This is a genomic window from Mucilaginibacter myungsuensis, assembly GCF_015222005.1.
GTDB classification, from domain to species: domain Bacteria; phylum Bacteroidota; class Bacteroidia; order Sphingobacteriales; family Sphingobacteriaceae; genus Mucilaginibacter; species Mucilaginibacter myungsuensis.
Map to the genome: position 1 here is coordinate 660,625 of NZ_JADFFL010000001.1, position 21,408 is coordinate 682,032.

The 21,408-nt window shown below is 47.0% G+C and carries 15 protein-coding genes; 7 read left to right on the top strand and 8 right to left on the bottom strand.

Features of this window, described 5'->3' with window-relative positions; all coding sequences use genetic code 11:
* Positions 1–9: 9 nt before the first annotated feature.
* The 3 genes from IRJ16_RS02785 to IRJ16_RS02795 form a co-directional block, all read right to left on the bottom strand.
* On the bottom strand, positions 10–1,731 hold the full coding sequence (locus tag IRJ16_RS02785; RefSeq protein ID WP_194109986.1) for a trypsin-like peptidase domain-containing protein: 1,722 nt from the start codon (positions 1,729–1,731) through the stop codon (positions 10–12).
* Positions 1,732–1,796: 65 nt separating this feature from the next.
* Positions 1,797–2,657 (bottom strand): O-fucosyltransferase family protein, encoded by an 861-nt coding sequence (locus IRJ16_RS02790; protein ID WP_194109987.1) that lies wholly within the window; start codon positions 2,655–2,657, stop codon positions 1,797–1,799.
* A gap of 363 nt (positions 2,658–3,020) precedes the next feature.
* Complete coding sequence (locus IRJ16_RS02795; protein ID WP_194109988.1) at positions 3,021–4,160, bottom strand: TlpA disulfide reductase family protein; 1,140 nt, start codon at positions 4,158–4,160, stop codon at positions 3,021–3,023.
* A gap of 277 nt (positions 4,161–4,437) precedes the next feature.
* Here IRJ16_RS02795 and IRJ16_RS02800 point away from each other — a divergent pair, with 277 nt between their 5' ends.
* Positions 4,438–5,727 (top strand): glucosidase family protein, encoded by a 1,290-nt coding sequence (locus IRJ16_RS02800; protein WP_194109989.1) that lies wholly within the window; start codon positions 4,438–4,440, stop codon positions 5,725–5,727.
* Positions 5,728–5,813: 86 nt separating this feature from the next.
* A complete protein-coding gene (locus IRJ16_RS02805) occupies positions 5,814–8,990 on the top strand; it encodes a GH92 family glycosyl hydrolase (protein WP_194109990.1) in 3,177 nt (1,058 codons plus the stop codon).
* Positions 8,991–9,008: 18 nt separating this feature from the next.
* Here the strand turns inward: IRJ16_RS02805 and IRJ16_RS02810 are convergent, their stop codons facing one another.
* From IRJ16_RS02810 to pxpB, 5 genes are read right to left on the bottom strand one after another with little or no spacing between them, the layout of a single operon-like run.
* The gene (locus IRJ16_RS02810) at positions 9,009–11,558 is read right to left on the bottom strand and encodes a M1 family metallopeptidase (RefSeq protein WP_194109991.1); all 2,550 of its coding nucleotides are present in this window, start codon (positions 11,556–11,558) and stop codon (positions 9,009–9,011) included.
* The gene (locus IRJ16_RS02815) at positions 11,555–12,742 is read right to left on the bottom strand and encodes an NRAMP family divalent metal transporter (protein ID WP_194109992.1); all 1,188 of its coding nucleotides are present in this window, start codon (positions 12,740–12,742) and stop codon (positions 11,555–11,557) included. The genes IRJ16_RS02810 and IRJ16_RS02815 overlap by 4 nt, the downstream gene beginning before the upstream one ends.
* A complete protein-coding gene (locus tag IRJ16_RS02820) occupies positions 12,739–13,503 on the bottom strand; it encodes a LamB/YcsF family protein (protein WP_194109993.1) in 765 nt (254 codons plus the stop codon). The genes IRJ16_RS02815 and IRJ16_RS02820 overlap by 4 nt, the downstream gene beginning before the upstream one ends.
* 6 nt (positions 13,504–13,509) lie before the next feature.
* The gene (locus IRJ16_RS02825) at positions 13,510–14,499 is read right to left on the bottom strand and encodes a 5-oxoprolinase subunit C family protein (RefSeq protein WP_194109994.1); all 990 of its coding nucleotides are present in this window, start codon (positions 14,497–14,499) and stop codon (positions 13,510–13,512) included.
* Positions 14,499–15,215, bottom strand: a complete 717-nt coding sequence (gene pxpB, locus IRJ16_RS02830) for a 5-oxoprolinase subunit PxpB (RefSeq protein WP_194109995.1) — start codon at positions 15,213–15,215, stop codon at positions 14,499–14,501. The genes IRJ16_RS02825 and pxpB overlap by 1 nt, the downstream gene beginning before the upstream one ends.
* Before the next feature lie 242 nt (positions 15,216–15,457).
* Between pxpB and IRJ16_RS02835 the strand changes: the two genes are divergently transcribed.
* The 5 genes from IRJ16_RS02835 (at position 15,458) to IRJ16_RS02855 (ending at position 21,391) form a co-directional block, all read left to right on the top strand.
* Positions 15,458–16,705: an efflux RND transporter periplasmic adaptor subunit gene (locus IRJ16_RS02835; protein WP_194109996.1), complete on the top strand. Its 1,248-nt coding sequence runs from the start codon at positions 15,458–15,460 to the stop codon at positions 16,703–16,705.
* Between the two features lie 65 nt (positions 16,706–16,770).
* The gene (locus tag IRJ16_RS02840) at positions 16,771–18,183 is read left to right on the top strand and encodes a TolC family protein (protein ID WP_194109997.1); all 1,413 of its coding nucleotides are present in this window, start codon (positions 16,771–16,773) and stop codon (positions 18,181–18,183) included.
* Between the two features lie 66 nt (positions 18,184–18,249).
* The gene (locus IRJ16_RS02845) at positions 18,250–18,915 is read left to right on the top strand and encodes an ABC transporter ATP-binding protein (protein WP_194109998.1); all 666 of its coding nucleotides are present in this window, start codon (positions 18,250–18,252) and stop codon (positions 18,913–18,915) included.
* Positions 18,916–18,939: 24 nt separating this feature from the next.
* Positions 18,940–20,172, top strand: coding sequence for an ABC transporter permease (locus IRJ16_RS02850; protein ID WP_194109999.1), 1,233 nt, complete (start codon positions 18,940–18,942; stop codon positions 20,170–20,172).
* 34 nt (positions 20,173–20,206) lie between these two features.
* Positions 20,207–21,391, top strand: coding sequence for an ABC transporter permease (locus IRJ16_RS02855; RefSeq protein ID WP_194110000.1), 1,185 nt, complete (start codon positions 20,207–20,209; stop codon positions 21,389–21,391).
* Positions 21,392–21,408 lie beyond the last annotated feature (17 nt).

The following is a 21,408-nucleotide window of genomic DNA, read 5'->3' on the forward strand; positions in this document are numbered from 1 at the left end:
CCTAAAATATTACTTGGTCAGGTTATCAATCACAAACTTCCTCAATGCCGCCGCCGGTACCACCACCGTACTCGTCCGGCTCAACCTTGCGATATTGATCCCCATAAAATTGCCCTTAAGATCAAACACCGGGCTGCCGCATTGTTCGGGTTTGATGATGGCATCCTGAATGAATACATCTTTGAAGCCATCCCTGCGGATGCTTTTGCCACCGGCAAAATGTTCGGCCGGGTGGTTGCTTTTGCGTTGGGGAGGGTATTTTAAAATTACGGTACGTTGTACAGGTTTACCATCGGCAATAGTATTAATGGTCACAGTATCGCCGGCCATTTTGCCCGTCAAAGCCTTTACAAAGTCCAGTTCGTCTTCGGGTTTTGTGTTGCCTATCTGCACAACCGCGTCGCCCACTTTTATACCCGCATCGGCGGCAGCGCTATTGGGCTGTACGATAGTGAAAACCAATTTATCACCCTTTAAGCCTGTAGCCGCGCCGATGTAGCCATAGCTACTTTTAGGTGGCAGCGTAATATACTGACTGCCCAGTGCGCCCCAAACCGCAGTACCATTAACCTGTGATAACAGCAAAGTCCCCAATTCCAAAGGGGCGATGCTGTCAGCCTTTGCATGTTTCAACGAAACAGCTTCCTCACCCATCCGGGCAGAAAGCTTCAGCAATACCAGATCATGCTTTTTATCGCGGGCTATCACTTGCAAACCGGGGCGCTTCAGCCCAAATTCTTGCCAACCGCCTTTGGCGAGCGAAATTTCCGCATCCGTTCCCACCATCGAGTTCTTGCTGATAATTAAAGTTGACTTGGGATCCTTTTTGCCAGGCAAGCCATCTTGTGCGATCAACGTACCGATCACGGTTTGCATCCGGCCGTCAAGTGTACTGCTAATGGTAACGCAAGTGCGGATGGTATTGCGGTCTGCTTTGCCAAATTGTTTGACCTCATCCTTTTTTAAAGCGATGCCCGGACCGCTCTTGCTGTTTGCTAACGCATCTAACAATATGCTATCTTTTGGTAACGAAGTATAGTCGGCCGGTTTGGTAAGTGCATTCCAAAATTTACGGTAAGTATCCACAGGCACTTCATAATTCACCTGCTCCGACTCTCGGATACCACTGTGGATACCGATCACCTTACCATCCAGATCAAACAGTGGGCCACCCGAATCACCGGGTTCCATCAAACAGCTCGACTCGATAAAGCCGTACTCGTTCTTCAGCACTTTTATTTCGCCCAGTCGCACGTTAGGTTTGCGTTGCTCTACCGTTTCGGGATAAGCAATGCTGATGCAAGGCTGACCGACCAGCAAACCATATGAACTCCCCATTGGCGCAAAAGGCCAGGGACCATCACCATTCAGCTTCAGCATAGCGGCATCCGGCACCATATTATCGGGCGGGAAAGCGATACGGCCTAAGCCCTTAGCCGTGGCTACTTTGCCATCCGGGAACATGACCTGATAGCTATGATCATTCCGTACCACGTGGGCGGCGCTCAGTACGAAGCCTTCCTTGGTGACCACTACCCCGCTAAATTGCGCACTCATGCGGTTGCCGGTAGCGGCATCTATCTCCCACATCAACACCGATGCCGGGTAGGCTTTTGCGATAGCTTGTTTGACCAGACCTTCAAAAGCGTTGGCTGGTTTGGCGGACTTTTGGGCGAAGGTTGTGATAGATAGGAATGCCGAGAGGAATAGTATGATCAGGTTTTTACACATAATGGTTTAGGCTATTGTTATAGTTTCTCTTGTCTGTCAGCTAATGGTCGGGGCATCGCTAACTGTTATTTAACCATTTGCGCTGATACGTCATCATTTTCAAACGGATACCAGGATGCTTTTTGCATACTCACAAACCGGTCTGTTGGCATCGCCATGCCCAAAAACAGTCCGGGATTAGTTGTAAATGTGCTTATCGCCAGTTCAGATCTTCGCATAATTTCTACAGACGCAAATAATTTAACCAGGCCAGCTTTCCTTTCTTCCGGGGATCGCCGAATGAATTCAGCATGCACATAGCCTCTTTCGTTAGGTTTAACTAAAAAATAAAAATTGAATTGTTCAAACTCTCTCCGCAGATCGTCAACAACACGGTGATCGTCGGTCAAGATAAAGACATCTTTAACTTCGCTTAATTCAATAAGTTTCCTCATATAGCTGCTTGCGGATACAAACTCGAACTCCGTGTCCTTATCACCTCTTCTCACATGGATCGACACATATCTCGAGGGCAAATTTAACTGCTCAATGATCGAATCTATTTCACGTTTTGTTGGCTCATTGAAACGGTAGATCATTTCCACGATGCCGCGCGAAACATCCCGCAAATTTCCTCTCAGATCTAATTCTGGGAAGTCGAAATGCTCTTTTTCGAAATCTTTATTAAAAAACCGATCAAACAGTTCATACGTGAGCTTTGTGTTTTTATTGAAAAGCTTAAATAATAACCTGCGCGGATAATGCCTTAACTTGGATCTTGGCGCGACCATTCTTTTATTAAAACGTTTATGAAATGCAGAATCTACCGTTTCTACAAAAGGTTCGAAAAGATCGTTCCAGCCGTTTTGTATCGTAAATTTCGAATCGCCGGTATATAGGATAAATCGATGGTGGTACTTTAAACAATAAATTATCCCGAACACCATATTGTTGAACTCCGAATAAAAGCCACCTTCAGATCCAAAATTGAAAACGTATTTATTAGAGAAAGACCTATTTATTTTGTTATAGTCGGTCAAAGACACCATCTGCAGTCATTTATTTTGTAGTGTGAAAATACGCCAAAATTATCAATAAAGTCCGTTAACTAAGCTCAAAACAACAAATTGGTACGAGATCTTCTGTCCATGAAGATCTTCAATAAAATGAGACGCTAAGGAAACTTTCCAAATATCGACCAGTTTGTCTACTTACAAAGCCCTTGATACTTGGTTATCCACAGATCTTCTAAGCGAAATATTAAGCAGCCGCCCCCTGGACAGGAAACCCCGATCGTTCGCCCAAAACTTCTAATTCTTAAATATCTCCGCCAATTTAGCGTTCAAGCTCTCATCGCGCAACGTGTTGCCGATCACTTTCCCGTCCTTATCCAGCAAAAAGCTGGCAGGTACAGCGCGGACACCATACAGGCGGGCAACGTCATTATTCCAATATTTCAGGTCGGACACGTGCAGCCATGGCAGGCCATCCTTCTTAATAGCATCGACCCAGGCTTGTTTGTTATTGTCAAGCGATACCGACAGTATCTCGAAACCTTTGTCCTTGTACAATTTGTACTGCTCTACCAGGTTAGGATTACCGGCGCGACAAGGGCCGCACCAGCTGGCCCAAAATTCTACCAACACATATTTACCTTTCAGGCTGGCCAACGATAGCGGTTTGCCGTTAACATCATTTTGAGTGAACTGCGGAGCTTGCTGACCTACAGCCGTTATAGTAGTGGCGGTAATGCGCATAGCCAGTTCTTTGCCCATATCGGTATTACGCAGGTCGGCATTAAGCGCTTTGTAGACCGGCTCTACCCTGGCAACATCCACCTTGGTACCGGCCGACTCTGACAAAGCCACCAGTGCGAAGTATGAATTAGGATTAGCCTTAGCAAATTCAAATTGCTTTTCCTCCCTGCGTTTGATATTACGAAGGAAACGGGCATCCACCGCTTTCTGGAAAGTGGTATCCTTTTGCATCTCAGGACTTGCACTTTGGAATTCCTGGTTTACCGCCTTAGTGAGCGCCATAATAGTGCCGCCGATCTGGGCATTGTAGGCCTGAAACTCGTTATAAATCTTAGAACCCAGCACCTGCGCGTTAGCCAGCGAGTCTTTAGAGATAAAGCTCACGTTCTCTTTACCAAAATAGATGTAAACCACGTCGGCGTTAGGCGCATAGATAGAATGCGGCTTACCCTTACCCTGATGATCAAAAGACATGCGCGAGGTGGTCACCCCGCTCACATTACCTTTAAAGGTGAATTTACCGTCGACCACCACGCACGAATCCTCGTGATTTTTGCCATTGTCCGAATAATCGATATAGACCTTGGCGGGTTGACCTATTTTACCGATCTGGCCGGTGATAGAAAAGTTTGAAGTTTGAGCCATGGCAAACGCCGGCAACAAAAATGCGATAGCAGCGAAACGGAATTTCATGATAGAGATCTTGATGTTTTTTTGAGAGAGAGCAATACGCCGACACATGGCATCGGCATCATTACAAATATACAAATTTCAAAACAAAAAAAAGAAGCTATTTTGGCATTTCAAACATCAAAATAAGCATAAAAAACGGCCTTATTTCAAACACGTTTTCGCTTGGTTTGAACTTAGGTCGCGAGCCGATCTGCAAATAATTTCGCAATTAAAGTATGTACATACATATCGATTTACGATCGGGTTCTCTATCTTGCAGGCCACACCAATTACCATCATGAAACAGCTTTTAAGATCGGGTTTATTAATAGCCGCCGCCTGCCTGGTTACCAGTCACGCTATTGCGCAAACATCCAAAAAAGAACTGGCTAAACAGATACTGGCCGACAGGGATATGGACACTGTGCAAGCCAGAGCGTTACGCTTACTGACGGGCTTTACAGCCGGTACATCCTACGGCGAGATCTGGATACGCGACTTCAATACGTTCATCAAAGGTTCGTTAAAGGCCCGTAGCCAGCAGGATGTTAAAGACGCTCTGCTACTGTTCTTTAAGATACAGGGAGCCGATGGTAACATCCCCGACGGGGCTATCCCTAAAGAGAAAGCTAACGTAGGCTACAAATACCTGTACTCGGACCTGGCGCCGGGCTGGGCCATCCATAAAAACACGGTAGAGACCGATCAGGAATCATCTCTGATACAGGCGGTTAAAAAGTATGTGGATGCTACCGGAGATAGAACCATTCTACAGGAAAAGATCGGCGACCGCACCGTTGCCGAAAGGTTGGAAAGCGCACTGAAATACGTGCGCAAAGAGCGATGGTCGGATAAGTACGGACTGGTGACCGGTGCCACCACCATTGACTGGGGCGATGTGCAGGCCGAGACCGGCTGGGGCGTGGCCATAAACGACAAAACTAAGTGGGCGATAGATATTTACGACAATGCCATGTTTCTATCAGCCGTACAGGACTATCTGGCCATGACCAAAGACTATCGCATGTGGGAGATCGAAGCCAAGCTGCTGAAAAAGAACATCCGAAAGCATCTTTGGGACGCCAAGGCCAAGAAATACATCCCGCATATCTACCTGAACGGCAGCCCCTTCCCGGACACGTTTAAGGAGCGGGAGATACTTTATCAGGGCGGATCTACCTGTGCTATATTGGCCGGTCTACACAAAAAGAAAGAGATCAAGGCCATCAACCAACAGATGCTGGATATGGTAGCCAAAGAGCAGCATGCTACCATTGGCATGACCGTGTACCCACCCTACCCTGCTGAGCAGTTCCCCAATATGGCACCTTATAACTATCAAAACGGCGGCGACTGGACCTGGTTCGGCGGGCGCATGATACAGGCACTGATACAGAACAACTTACCTAACGAGGCTTACACCGAAATGCAACCGATGATAGCCCGCGTGATCAAGAACAAAGGCTTTTACGAGTGGTACGATGTACGCAATGGCGCCCCCAAAGGCTCGGGCGATTTTCGTGGCGAAGCCGGTGTGCTTTATGACGCAATAACGCAGCTACGGGCGTGGGCGCTGGAGAATAAATAGATCTATAAGTTTAATATGTATGTACATTTGTACATATTGATTTTATTAGTAAGTTTGGTTACCAATATTAGCCCTGATACATCAGCATGAAGAAATTGATCATGATCGCCGGCCTGCTTGCAGGTGGCACACTGCCCTCCTATTCGCAAAGCACCGTTTGGAGCGTCGGTAAAGCCGACGGCTCGGCCAACGAGTTCGCCCTTGCACCTAACGGTTACAAGAAGTTCGTAGCCAGCGACTTTGGGTACGAGGACAAGTTCTTCCTGATCGGACATTCGGATCTTAAAAAAGACTTCCCCTACGTGCTGCCTGGTCCGGCGGATACTTGGGGAGGTACCTGGCCAACGTCGGGATGGCGGATCAGTCAGCAAAGTATCTTGTTCGATGTTAAGGAGTTAGCCGCCAATGGCGACTACAAACTGGTGATCAAACTGGCCGACCATGCTAAGAAATTCTTACCGCTATTAAAGGTTAGCATCAACGGTCAGGACGAAAAGATCCAGCTTGATGCACAAGGCTACGACCTTGCTAAACAGCCACATCCGCGCACTAACGAGCCAACCATCGATTCGGCAGCCTTAAAAGGCGACCTAAGCAGATCCACAGCTAAAACACTGACCATCAATATCAATAAAGGCATTATCCGCAAAGGCGGCAATACAGTAAGCATTACGGTATTGCAAGGATCATGGATCATGTTTGATGAGGTTAGCCTACAGGGAAATGCTACGCTGGCTACGCAAGCGGGGCAATTGTTTGTGCGTGATATTAAACCTGCTGATTATGAGTTACTAAATAATGGCATCCGCACACAACCGTTACTTATTAATACAGAACATGTTAAAGGCAAACCGACCATCAGTGTTGAGTTGGATGGCAAGATCATATTTAAAAACGCAGTAGAAAAAGGCAATTACGACTTCGAGGCACCGATGCCGGCCGTAGCAACCACAAAAACAAGCCGTTACCGGATATTAGAGAACGGCAAACCCATTACCGAAGGTACAGTTGAACGCGGCAAACAAAAGTTGCAAACCCTTGCTAATTACGTAGATACCCGCATCGGTACAGGTCACTCCCGCTGGATGATAGCACCGGGGCCGTGGATGCCTTTTAGTATGGTAAAGATGAGTCCGGACAACCAGAACCCAGGCTGGCAAGCAGGTTACGAACCATCTTTTGAGAGTGTTGGCACCTTCAGCCATATCCACGAGTGGACCATGGGTGGATTAGGGATATTCGCATCCAACGGTAAGCTAAAGGCCAATATTGGCGACGAATTAAAGCCGGGATCAGGCTATCGTTCGACTATCGACAAAAAGACCGAGGAAGCCCCTATAGGAGCCTACAAAGTACAACTGACCGATTACGATATTAAGGCTGAAGTGACGGCCACAACGCGTTGTGGTTTTGAGCGTTTCACTTTCCCAAAAGACCGCGACAGCGCCCGTGTATTAGTGGACCTGCACATACCCGCCGAATATGATTACAACCTAAAAGAGATCAAACTAAAAAAGGTAAGCGATTACCGTATAGAGGGTTATACGCACCAATTCTCGGGCGGGATATGGAGTAATGATGCCGATCAGGACTATCATTTGTACTTTGTGATAGAGGTGGATAAACCGATCAAAAGCATTGGCGGATGGATCAATAATAAGTTGGTTGATGGCGACACTTATGAGGCTAAAGACATCCGCAACGCGGGTGTATATCTCAATTTCGACGCGAAGCAAAATCCTGTAGTTCAGGTACGTTCGGGCATCTCATTTGTAAGTTTAGCCAATGCCGACCTGAATTTGAAGACCGAGATCAGCACACCGTTCGGTTGGAGTTTTGAGAAGATCCAACAGAACCAGGTGAACGCCTGGAATGAGATATTCAACCGAGTTAAGATCACATCCAATAACCGACTGGAAAAGCGCCGTTTCTATAATGCGATGTACCGCGCCAGTAGCCGAAACACCTTCAGTGATGTGAACGGCCAATGGGTCGGCACCGATGGCAAGACCCAACAACTGGCCGGCAAAGATGACCTTGCCCTTGGTTGCGATGCCTTTTGGAACACTTTCTGGAACCTGAACCAGGTTTGGAATTTGGTTACCCCAGAGTGGAGCCAACGATGGGTAAACTCGCAATTGGCTATGTATAAAGCTTATGGCTGGCTGGCCAAAGGCCCTGCCGGGATGAACTATGTACCCGTAATGGTGGCCGAGCACGAGATACCGCAAATGGTATCAGCTTATCAAATGGGTATCAGGGGGTTCGATGCTAATTTAGTGTTGGAAGCCGCACAAAAAATGCAGACCACCCCTGCCCAAAAAGTATTTAAAGGATTTGCAGGTAACCGTGATCTGAAACAGTATCTTAAACATCACTATGTACCGTCGGACAGCGGTCGTTTCTCTAACTCGATGGAGTATTCGTACGATGACTGGACGGTAGGACAATTGGCTAAATCGCTGGGAAAGACCGACGTTTACAATAAATACAACGACCGTGGTTACTGGTGGAAGAATGCGATAGACACGGCAGGGTACAGCCACATGAAATTAAGCAACGGCGAATGGGTGAAGAATTTTGACCCGTTCCGTAGCGGGGCTAACGAGCATTATGTAGAAGGCAACGCCTGGCAACTGACCTTTTTTGTACCGCAGGATGTGCCATCACTGATCAGGATGATCGGCAAGAAAAAGTTCACTGACAGGTTGGAATGGGGATTTTCTCAAAGTGAACCTTGGCGTTATAATGGTATGAATGATCAGTACTGGGATTACCCCGTAGTTCAGGGTAACCAGCAGAGTATGCACTTCGCCTTCCTGTTCAATTGGGCCGGTAAGCCATGGTCTACCCAAAAATGGAGCCGCTCCATTATCGAGCGTTTTTACGGCTTCGGCGTATCCAATGCCTGGCTTGGCGACGAAGACCAAGGCCAAATGAGCGCATGGCTGGTCATGGCGGCTTTAGGCCTTTTCCAGACCGATGGCGGCACAAGTGCCAACCCCGTTTACGAGATAGCAAGCCCGTTGTACCAAAAAATAGAGATAGACCTTGGCCAGCGTTTTGGTCGTGGTAAAAAATTCACGATCGAGGCTAAGGACGCATCGCGGAACAATATGTATGTACAAAGCGCTATGCTTAATGGTAAACCATTAAATTCGTTCAAGTTCCGGGCATCAGAATTACTGAAAGGCGGCTCGCTGATCTTGCAAATGGGGCCAACACCAAACCAAAAATGGGGCATAGCAGGCAGCACTGAATAGACCAGCGCTACCTGCCCGTTACTTGCCAGTTAATTTGCTTGCACGATATAGGTTATCCGTGGTCTGCAATATCTTATCCTTCAGTTTGGGGTTGTATTGGGGGTGTGCTTTTAAAAATTCTGTAACCACCTTGTAGTTAGTTACATTTTGATAATTGCCAAATATCGCTGCCAACCACGATTGGGGGAAAAAGATATCGCCGGTGCGTTGTATCTCTTCTACCATTGCCAAACTTTCGGTCAGGTGTTTACGGGCTGAGGCTTGTCTCAATGGATGGTTGGTGTAGCTTAAACCGGTAGATACCCAAGCCTCCTTTTCGCGGTTCTTGCGTTCTTTCAAGCTGATAAAGAACTTGTCGCGCTCAGCAGGATCGTTAGATAAGGCGGGCATCAAAAAGTCCAAACGTGCTTTGCGTTCAGGGTTGCTGATACGGGCTTGCTGTTGTTTGATAACTGAGGTTACGGAATCACTTTTTAGAGCGATGGTCAGCGCAATCCCTGTATAATCGTCTTCGAAAAGCTTGATGCCTTCAGGTGCTTTTTGGTCTTTCCAGATGGTGTAGATGCGTTTACCTGCCTCAGGTGTTCCGTAAATGTTCTGATAAGTGTTAAACAAGATCTTTTTAGTATTGGCGGTTGTTTGTACAGACATCGCGTCCCAAACCATTTGCTCCAAGCCGGCGACCGTCTCTTTACGTTGGGCCGTAGGGATAAACTGCCAATAGATATTGGATAAATAGCCCGCTATCAACCTCAAATTCAATTCATTTTGCTCGGTACGTAGCCCTACGCTGAAGAGAGCCAGCAACTCGGTCGGTTTAAAATAGCGACCAGCTAACATGTTCTCGTACATATTGATATAGGCCGACGCGCGTTGGAGCGGGTCGCTCAATTTCAGCACGGTTTTCAGGTCTTTTGTATCAGCGGGAAATAGTCCGTAACCCATCTCGTCCGAATTGAATAAGATACTAACAGGCACGGCTTTACCTACGGCAGCTGTCAGTTTTAAACTCGCCGTCTTTATGTCTGCGCTGATGTTCTCGTTATGATCGGCATAGATCAGCGTAACGGCGAATTTTTGGGGCCATAGGCGCGGCAGGCCTCGTTCGGCCCGTTGGGTGATGGTCAGGTCGGTTATCTTGCCGTTGCTGTAGGCCATTTTATAGTCGAACACCGGTCTGCCGGGTTGGTTCACCCAGACTTTGTTCCAGGTATTCAGGTCTTTAGTGGTATGCTTGCCAAGGATGGTTATCAGATCATTCCAGGTAGCGTTGCTGTACGAGTATTTTTTAAGATACTCACGCACACCGGTTTGGAAATTATCCTTGCCCATCAGCAACTCCAACTGACGCATCATGATCGGTGCTTTGTGGTAAATGATATTCCCATACATCGACCCGGCGTCCTGCAAATTGTCCAATTGTTGACGGATGGGATTAGCGCCTGCTGTACGATCCACGCCATAAGCGGCCGGGTAATGATCGATCAGGAATTTGAGTTTAAAGGTCTCTGCTCCCATTACTTTTTCGGTCACCTTATCGGCCATAAAATTGGCAAAGACCTCTTTCATCCACACGTCGTTAAACCATTTCATCGTCACCAGATCACCGAACCACATGTGGGCCGTCTCGTGGGATATCAGGTTAGCTCGCGCGATCAGCTGATCTTTTGTAGCACCGGCATCCAAAAACAACGACGATGCCTTGTAATGCACTACACCAGGGTGCTCCATCCCACCGAACTGAAAGTCAGGTATAGACACAAAACCTATCTTTTGGAATGGGAAAGGGATGCCCGTCCAATCCTCCAAAAACTTTACCGCATCGTTGTGAGCACGGAATATTGAATCGACGCTTAGACGGATCTTTTCAGCATCCGTTTCCCGGTACAAAAACTCAGCTTGTTTGCCCGCAACGTCTTTGGCAACAGAAGTGTATTTGCCCGCGGTGAACGAGAAAAGATAAGTAGGGAGTTTATCCGACTTATTAAAAACATATAGATCATCGCCTACCGATTCTTTCAGGGTGCCATTTGCTAATGCTTTCCAGCCCTTCGGGACTTGCACACTTAATAAAAATTTGGCTTTTAGGTCTGGCTGATCAAAGCATGGGAAGACGGTACGCGCCCGATCAGGTACAAAAAGCGCGTATAGGTATTCCGCGTTGCGATTTAGAGATGCGTTTCCCGGAGTAAAACGAATCACGATCTCGTTATCTCCCTTTTGCAGGAAACGCGTATCGATCACTAAGTGCTCATTCTTAAGCACAACCGGTACTTTATAACGATTAGCCGTAATAACTTCAACATTCCCGGCGCCTTGCTTAAAATCTAATTGCAAAGGCTGGTCTACATCGTTCAGCTTAAAGGCGATATTCTCGATGCCGGTGATCTTGGCCTCCTTACTTGCCGGGACCACCAGATCAAGCGTATACTGGATATCGCTAATGTTGGCGTGCCGATATTTGGCCAACTCTAACGATACACCGGGCACAACAGGTATCCGTTTTTGCTGCCCGACCACTGTTGCGGCGGTCAATAATAAAAAAACACAGGTATTGAATATCTTCATAGAACAGGACTCAACATTTGAATAATAACCCCCACACTCATCCAGGCCATAGTAACAACAACGGCTACGCCCAGCAAGGTGAGCCATAAAGGTTGTTTGTATGATGCAATGATCTTAACCCTATAGGCACCGATCAGCATTACCCCAAGGGCTATCGGTAATATAAAACCATTGATAGCGCCAACGGCCAGTAAGATCTTCACCGGTTTACCGATAGCCAAAAATATAGCACAGGATACCAGGATAAACCCAACAATAACCTCGCGGTTAAAACGCTGGATAAAAGGATGGAATGTGCGGATAAAAGATATGGACGTGTACGCCGAACCAACTACCGAGGATATCCCCGCTGCCCAAATGATCACCCCGAATAACTTATATCCTACCTGCCCGGCCGCTAATTGAAATACCGATGCGGCGGGGTTGGCCGGATCTAACTTGCCAAAGTTGGTAATGACACCCAAGGCCGCTAAGAATAACAGCAAACGCATTACCGACGCTAAACCTATCGCACTCAGTGCGCCCTGGTTAACAACGGGCAGGTTCTGCTCCCCAACTATCCTTGCATCCAGCAAACGGTGCGCCCCCGCAAAAGTGATGTAACCACCGACCGTACCACCGACAATAGTCAGCACCGCCGTAAAACTGAACTGACTTGGGTTAACGGACCGCAAAGCCGCCTCAGCCATAGGCGGCGCACTGATGTAGGCCACATAGCAGGCCAAAAATATTTTGAGGCATCCCATTACCTTGGCGAACATGTCCATCGCCTTGCCAGATTCTTTGTAGATAAAGATCCCAATAGCCACTACCGAACTGATCATAGCCCCCTGCCCTACACTGATGCCTAACAGCACATTGAGGCCAAGCCCCGCACCGGCAATGTTGCCGATATTAAAAGCCATCCCACCAAGAAAGACCAGGAAAGAAATGAAGTAACCAAGTCCCGGAAAAACGGCGTTAGCGATATCTTGCGCAGGTTTATCGGCAACGGTAATGATCCGCCAAACGTTCAGTTGCGCAATCGCGTCCAACACTATCGAAAGCAGTATCACAAAGCCAAAGCTTGCACCTAACTGCTCGGTAAAAACTGCGGTTTGTGTGAGAAAGCCCGGACCGATCGCTGACGATGCCATCAGGAAAGCCGCCCCGATCAATACGCTCCAATTTTGTTTTTTGGTCATGGGTTACCGGGAGCTTTAATGATGATACCCTCGCTTTTTAGTTTTTTTCTAATAAGGGCGGCAAATTCAACAGCCTGTGCGCCATCGCCATGCAAGCAAAGTGTTTCTGCAGTGAGCGGAACGGTTTTGTTATTGGTCGATATTACCTGTTGCTGTTTGACCATCATCAGTACTTGCTTTAGCGATACAGCCTCATCCGTGATCAGGGCATTGGCTTGTTTGCGGGGAGTTAGCGAGCCATCGTCCTGATAGGTGCGGTCGGCAAAAACTTCGGATGCGGTCTTCAAGCCAAGTTGTTTGGCCCAGGTGATCATTTCGCTGTTGGCCAAGCCATATAGGACCAGCGATGGGTCAAAGTCGTGTACGGCTTCGGCAATGGCTTTAGCTAAACCGACATCTTTAGCCGCCATATTATACAAGGCGCCATGCGGCTTCACGTGAGCTAATTTGCCATGAGCCGCATTTACGAAGCCACTTAAAGCACCTATTTGATAAAGAGTGATCTGATATGCTTCTTTAGCACCGATCTTCATTTCTCGCCGGCCAAAACCTTGCAGATCGGGCAGACCTGGATGAGCGCCGATGGCCACGCCTTTTTTAACGGCCATAGCCACCGTACGCTGCATCACATCAGGATCCCCGGCATGGAAACCGCAGGCAATATTGGCCGATGTAATATGATCCATCAGTAACTCATCATTAGGCATTGGGTAATTGCCAAAGGCCTCGCCCATGTCGCAATTCAGATCGATGCTTTGCATAATGTATTATAAAAATTTAGCCCGCACAGATGCGGCGATCTCTTTTAACAGGTATTCCCGTTCAATATACAGCATTTCAGCCTCTATACGACTAATCGCTTCAAAATATACCGCATCGCCGGGTTTTAACTGGGAGCATAAAGGCAGATCTACCGCAGCAACCTGGGCAATACGGGGATACCCACCTGTGGTTTGGCAGTCGGCCATCAGTAAGATCATGCTGCCGTTACCGGTCACCTGAATAGTCCCGGGCGCAACGGCTGTCGACAACAATTCGTCATGTCTGACGCGTTGAATTTTCCTCCCTTCCATATGATAACCCATGCGGTCGCTTTCCAATCCGATAGTGAATGGTTCGGTTAGCAGATCAGCTATGGAACTGCCGCTGAACCATCTAAATTCGGCAGCGGGCATAATGCGGATCACGCTGCGTTGTGCTTTAGAAAGGAGTCCTTTTCCAACCAGCCAAGGCTGATGGTGAACTTTGCTTGATACTAAACTCTCAAATATCTTCAAATTCAATTCTGAAGGTTCACAGGCATTCAACACATCACCCGCGTGAATAGCCCGCCCCTGCAAACCACCAAATGCGGCAGGCAGATAAGTACTGCGACTACCAAGCACTTCTGGCACATCCCAACCGCCGGCAACAGCTAAGTAAGTCCTGATACCTAAAGCATTCCCCGTTGACTTGACCACTGAGTTTTGCGGGATAAATACCGGCCTGTCTGATGGTAATATTTTATTGTTGATGCTTAAGCAAGCGCCCTCGCCTGAATAGGCGATCAGCATATCATCGTCGGCACGAAATGTCGCACCGGAATAAGTAAACTCAAGCACAGCGGCATTCTCGTCATTGCCGATCGCGATATTTGCCAATCGGGCAGATAACGTATCCATTACGCCCGAAACAGGCACTGCTTGTGATAAATACCCATGCCGCCCAAGATCCTGAACGGTGGTCAACAAACCCGGCTTAATAAAAGTTATCCGCATCAATTGCCGCCCTTCAGTTGGTTAAATTCTTCTATCGATACCGACTTGAATTGCACCCTATCCCCCGCTTTTAATAAAGATGGTTGCTTGCGCGATGCATCGAACATTTTCAGCGGTGTTTGCCCGATCAGCTGCCAACCGCCGGGTGTTTGCAGTGGATAAATGCCGGTCTGTTCGCCGGCTATGCCTACCGCCCCTGCCGGTACGGCTTTACGTGGTGTACTTTTACGCGGCGATGCCAGGCGTTTGTTCATGCCACCCATGTAGGCAAAGCCCGGCACAAAACCGATCATGTAAACGGTGCAGATAGCTTGGGTGTGAAGTTTGATCACCTCGTAGGTACTCAGATCATGCAACATCGCGACATCGTTCAGGTCAGGGCCAAGGTCGCCGCCATAGCATACGGGTATGGTGATGATATCGCTTTTGCTACCAGAGGCCGTGTTGTTATCGATCTTAATAGCCGAAAGATATTGTTGGACCCGCTCGAATGCATCGACCCCTACCAGATCACTTTCGATCACTTTCAGGGGATCATAAAACACACTGAGGCTGGCATAAGCGGGTACAGTAGCGGTCATCCCCTGGAACGGTTTGGCGTTCAAATATTGGTCGTAAGCGGTCACGACGGCCAGGATATCCTCGCTGATGATATCACCGAATTTGATGGTAACAGCGCTTTCGTTAAGGGAGTAAATATGGAGCGGGGATAACATATTTTATAGATCGTCGCCCCATCGGCGACTGTAAGATCTTGTGATCTTTTGGATAGGCAATATAGCAATTCTTTCCACTAAACATTGCGCAGGCCAAGGGCGCGAACTTCCCCAGATCAGGCGATATCGGATATTTTGTCCGATATCGATCATATTTCAAAAAGAAAAATATTACAAATATCTAATTATCAATATCTTAACTTTGGCACAGCGCTTGCAAAAGGATATGCAAAATTACTTGCATGGATAAAGCTATACCCCAAGAGGTCATCCTTCAGAAAAAGAAGAAGAATATATACATCATCATAGTCGCAGTTATAGTACTGGCGGCCCTGATCTGGGCCTTACGCGTTTGGCTAAACCCATCTGTTAGCCGCGCTGATATTACCACCGCTACCGTTACTACAGGCAATATAGAGAACACCCTTAATGCATCGGGCGAGGTGCTGCCCGAGTTTGAGGAGATACTGACCAGCCCCATCAACGCGTCTATCAAAAGCGCGCTGATGGATGCCGGCAGTAACGTTAAACCGGGCCAATCTATCATCACACTGGACAAGGCCGCTACCGAGACGGAATACGAGAAGTTGAAGTTCCAACTGGAAACCAAGGAGAATGAGATAGCGAAACTAAAACTGGACGTTAATAAAAGTTTCTATGATATCAAATCTAACAATGACATCAAACAGCTCCGCATCAGCAGCCTGGCCGACGCCGTGGAGAATGCTAAGCGCCTCTTCAAAGCCGGCGGTGGTACCCGCGAGGGCATCGAACAAGCCGAACTGAACTTGAAAGTAGCCCAACTGGAAAAGAAACAGTTAGAGAACGAGATCAAAAGCAAGCAACAGACCATGCAGATAGAGATCCACGAGGCCGAAATTGCCGCCAAGATCCAACGCAGCGACCTGAACGAACTTAAACGCAAACTTGATCTGGCCAGCATAGTAGCCACCCGCAATGGTGTGATCACCTACGTGAACAAGAATATCGGCGCACCTATCACCGTGGGGCAAACACTGGCCCGAATTGCCGATCTGGGCAGTTTTAAAGTGGCTGGAACGATGTCTGATGAATATGCTGATCAATTACATAGCAGCCTGCCGGTGATCGTACGCATTGGCGATACCATTATGCGGGGGCATGTGGCCAACGTATCTCCATCGGTACAAAACGGAATAGTTTCATTTGATATCCAGCTGGATATCCGCAATAATAAAGCACTGCGCCCCAATATGAAGGTGGATGTTTACGTGGTAACAGCATCGCACAACAAAGTGACCGTTGTAGCTAACGGACCCGCATTTAAGGGCCCGGCAACCCAGGATGTTTTTGTAGTTAACAAAGACAAGGCAGAGCGCCGTACCGTCCACATCGGGCTGACCAATTTTGATAACGTCGAGATACTGGACGGCCTGAAACCCGGCGATGTAGTGATCACCACCAATATGTCTGAATACAAGAACTCCAAACAATTAAGCATCAAGGACTAATGAGGGCGGGGATAAAAATATCGATCAAATTAAGTTTGCTTATAGCGACATTGGGTGGTATATCAATGCCCGCCCTTGCACAGACTGACAGCATTAAACTGAGCCTGCTACAAGCTGTGGAGTTGGCCAAGCAAAACTCCATTGCCGAAAAGCAAGCGGTCACTACACGCGAAACCAAATACTGGGAATGGCGTACCTTTAAATCCAACTATCAACCACAATTGGCGTTGAGCGGCATTTTGCCGGGTTATAGCAAGACCTACTCGCAGGTCATGCAGCCCAACGGTACTATCCTGTTCCAGCCGATACACAACGATAACTCATCATTGGAGTTGAATTTTAGTCAGAGTATCAGCGCTACCGGCGGTACCATCTACGGTAATTCGCAGTTGCAACGGTTCAGCGATTTTGACCGTAATAATGTGCTTTATAATGGCCAGCCTTATAGCATTGGATTTAGTCAGCCGCTGTTCCAGTACAATCAATTGAAATGGGATAAAAAGATAGAGCCACTGAAGTATAAAGAAAGTACGCAGGCTTTTATCGAGGCTCAGGAAAAGATCGCCATCAACGTGACCGGGTACTTTTTTGATCTGCTGTTAGCTCAGGTCAACCATAAAATAGCACAGACCAATTTGAATAACACCCAACGTATTATGGGTATTGCCAAACTTAAATTTGAGTTAGGCAAGGTATCTAAAAATGAGATATTGCAACTGGAACTTGAAGAATTGAACTCGCGCAAAGCATTAGGGACGGCATTGAGAGATATGGAGATAGCCACCCTTACCCTCCGTAGCTATGTTGGTATGGAAGGCGCGGACAGGATCGTGTTAGATGTACCGGCGGGTGTGAACGAGATGACCATCTCATCAGACAAAGTACTGAGCGAAGCCTTAGAGAACCGATCGCAAGCCACAGCATTTATACGCCGAGTTGCCGAGGCAAAGCGTGATGTAGCCAAAGCTAAAGGCCAGAGCGGCTTAGTGGCCGCCTTACAGGCCAACCTGGGCTTTAGCAACACGGCTACCAATATTCCGGACATATACCGGTCGCCGCAACAGCAACAGTTGGTGCAGTTGCAGTTCTCGATACCTGTGTTGGATTGGGGCCGATCTAAATCGCGCACCAAAACGGCCGAGGCTAATGAGCAATTTGTGAACTATGCTGTAGAGCAGGACAAACAGATATTTCAGCAAGAGATAGTTACACAAGTAACACTATTCAATATGATGCGGGGCCAATTGTCGCTCACGGGTAAGGCCGACGAGATCGCGTCCGAAAAATATAAGATAGCCAAAGAGCGCTACATTTTAGGCGACCTTAGTATCACCGACCTCAGCATCGCCTTCACCCAGAACGACCAGGCCAAGCGTGACCATATCTCATCCTTACGCGACCTGTGGGGCGCTTACTATCAGCTGCGTTATCTATCCCTTTACGATTTTGAAAAGAAAGAAAAGATCAATTATAAATAGCTATCCAAAAATTTAATAACCAACAATAACGCATTTTAAAACACTGACTTACAACACTTACCGACAATGATAAAATTACAAAACATCCAAAAAGTTTACCGTACCAGCACCGTAGAAACGCTGGCGCTCAATAGCATTAACCTTGACGTTGCCAAAGGCGAATTCCTGTCGATCATGGGTCCATCAGGTTGCGGCAAAAGTACCTTGCTAAATATCATGGGCCTGCTGGATAACCCTAGCGGCGGCACGATCAATATTGCCGATCAAACTATCGACAAATTCAGCGACAAGCAGTTGGCGCAATTCCGCAATAGCAAGTTGGGCTTTATCTTCCAAAGCTATCACCTCATCAATGATCTGCAGGTGCTGGACAATGTAGAGTTGCCCCTCCTCTATCGTGATTCGACGGCCAAAGAGCGCAAAGCATTGGCCAGCGAGGCCCTGGAAAAAGTAGGTCTGAGTAATCGGATGAAACACTTCCCAACTCAATTATCGGGCGGTCAGCGCCAAAGGGTAGCTATTGCGCGGGCTATTGTAGGTAACCCGTCCATCATTTTGGCCGATGAGCCTACCGGTAATTTGGATAGCGCCATGGGTAATGAGGTAATGGACATCCTGATCAACCTGAACCGTAACGAGGGAACAACCATTGTGATGGTTACGCACGATGAGAATATGGCCCACAAAACGCATCGGTTGGTAAGGTTATTCGATGGATCGCAGGTTCAATAATTCATTAACCTAAAACTATAAAACATGTTAAAGAACTACTTTAAAATAGCCATAGCAGTACTGAAAAGGCGTAAATTCTTTACGTTCATCAGTCTGTTCGGAATCAGCTTCACGCTGACGATATTGCTGGTACTGGCCGCCTTTATTGATAAGGCCGTGAATGATACTTACCCCGACCGTAAACGCAACCGCTCGCTTTATGCCAACAAGCTGGAGTTGCGCGGTAAAGAGTCGATGAACTCGAGCAGCTTAAGCTATTACTTTATCAACGAATATGTAAGCAAGTTAAAAACGCCTGTCAATATCGGTATATCAACCCGTTACGAATCAACAAATACTTATGTGAACAACCGTAAGGTTGTCATAGATTATAAATACACCAACGCTGCATTTTGGGATATCTTGGAGTTTGAATTTATTGAAGGTAAAGCCATAACCAAACAACAGGTGGACAATGCCGAACACGTTGCCGTGATAACCGAAGCGTTAAAGAAAGAATATTTTGGCGATGGTAATAGTCCCGTTATTGGCAAATACATCGAAGCCGATAACGTGAAGTATCGCGTATGTGGCGTAGTAAAAGACCTGCCGGTGATCTCCTATTTATTTTACTCGAACATTTACCTGCCTATCACTACATCTAAAACAAAGTTTAATACCAATAAAGATTGGTACATGGGTAACTTTAATGCCATCCTATTGGCTAAGGATGCTGCCGATGTGCCTAAAATGCAAAAAGAGTATGCCGATATGATAGCCAAATTAACGATGCCCGATAAGCAATTTGATCGCATTAATGGTCACGCCGATACCTACCTGCAAGGTTATGTACGCAGCGGCAACGAAGAAAGGTCGGGTATGCTATACGCCATACTTACCGTTACCCTGTTCGCGTTATTTGTGATGTTGCTGCCTACTCTTAATCTGGTAAATATCAATGTCACACGCATTATGGAGCGCTCGTCAGAGATAGGTGTGCGTAAGGCGTTCGGTGCTTCATCAAAAACCTTGGTGTACCAATTCATTGTCGAAAATCTTATCCTAACTTTCTTCGGCGGGGCAATAGGTATCGTGTTAACTGTGCTGGTGCTATACTACATCAATTCGGCTAATTTTATAGCAAATCTTGATCTTACCGTCAACTTTACGGTGTTGGGTTATGCCATGTTGGCTTGCCTGGTCTTCGGGCTGGTATCGGGTGTTTACCCGGCCTGGCGGATGTCCAAACTCAATATTGTAAAGGCTTTAAAAGCTTAACAACAACTCTATTCATCACTAAGATAAACTCATCATGATAAAGCATATATTTAAAATGATCTGGAACAAAAAGAAGCAAAATTCCCTGCTGATAGTAGAGATATTGCTGTCGTTCATGGTCATCTTTGGGGTATTCAGTTACGGGCTGAATGCTTACAGCAACTACGCAACGCCCATGGGCATAAACTATAAGCAGGTTTGGGCTATAAGCTATAACCACACCCTTGATACCAAGAGCGCCGACTCGGTAACAATGGTGTATGAGAACCTGCTCAATAACATTAAAGCCATGCCCCAGGTGATCGATGCCGGCTACCATAGCAACAATATCCCATTTAGCACCAACCACATGAGCGGGGGATTAAAATATAAGGACGAAGTGATCTATTACATTAATGGTTACGATGTTGACCAAAACTTTTTAAAAGTTACAGGCGCTACTATGGCTTCGGGCCGCTGGTATAACAAAGCCGATGCTGCGCAGCGAGGGAAGATAGTGGTGATCAATCAATTCCTCAAAGAAAAGATGTTCGGTAAGGAGGATGCTATAGGCAAAACATTTGGTAATGCCGAAGGCAAAGACCCGGTCAAGATCATTGGCGTAGTAAACAGCATTAAACAAGAAGGCGATTATCAAAAGTTATCTTACGGTAGATATAACCTGCACGATACCGCTGCTTACAAATGGATGGGCAAAATATTGGTAAAAGTAGCCCCCGGCAGTGGTGCTGATTTTGAGGGCAAATTGTATAAGTTAATGGCCAATACGCTCCGCAAGTCTAACATTGAGATAGAGCATTTGGATAACAAACTGACGGCGTACAACAAATTTACCGTGGTTCCGCTGATCATCATGTCTATTGTAGCCGGCTTCCTGATCATTAATGTGGCTTTAGGTATATTTGGCGTACTTTGGTACAATATTAATAAGCGACGCGGCGAGATAGGTCTGCGCCGGGCCGTGGGAGCTACCGGCAATGGAGTGTCTCAACAATTGGTATATGAGGCTTTGGTACTGACCACGCTCTCGCTCGTTGTCGGGACATTTTTTGCAGTGCAATTTCCGTTGCTGCATGTGTTCGATCTGCCGGCGATCGTGTATGTAAAGGCGATGTTATCTGCCATCGTTTTTATTTACCTACTGGTATTGGTATGCTCCCTATATCCGGGCAAGCAAGCGGCGGCAGTTTACCCAGCCGTGGCCTTACATGAAGAATAATTTACGATCTTGCCAAC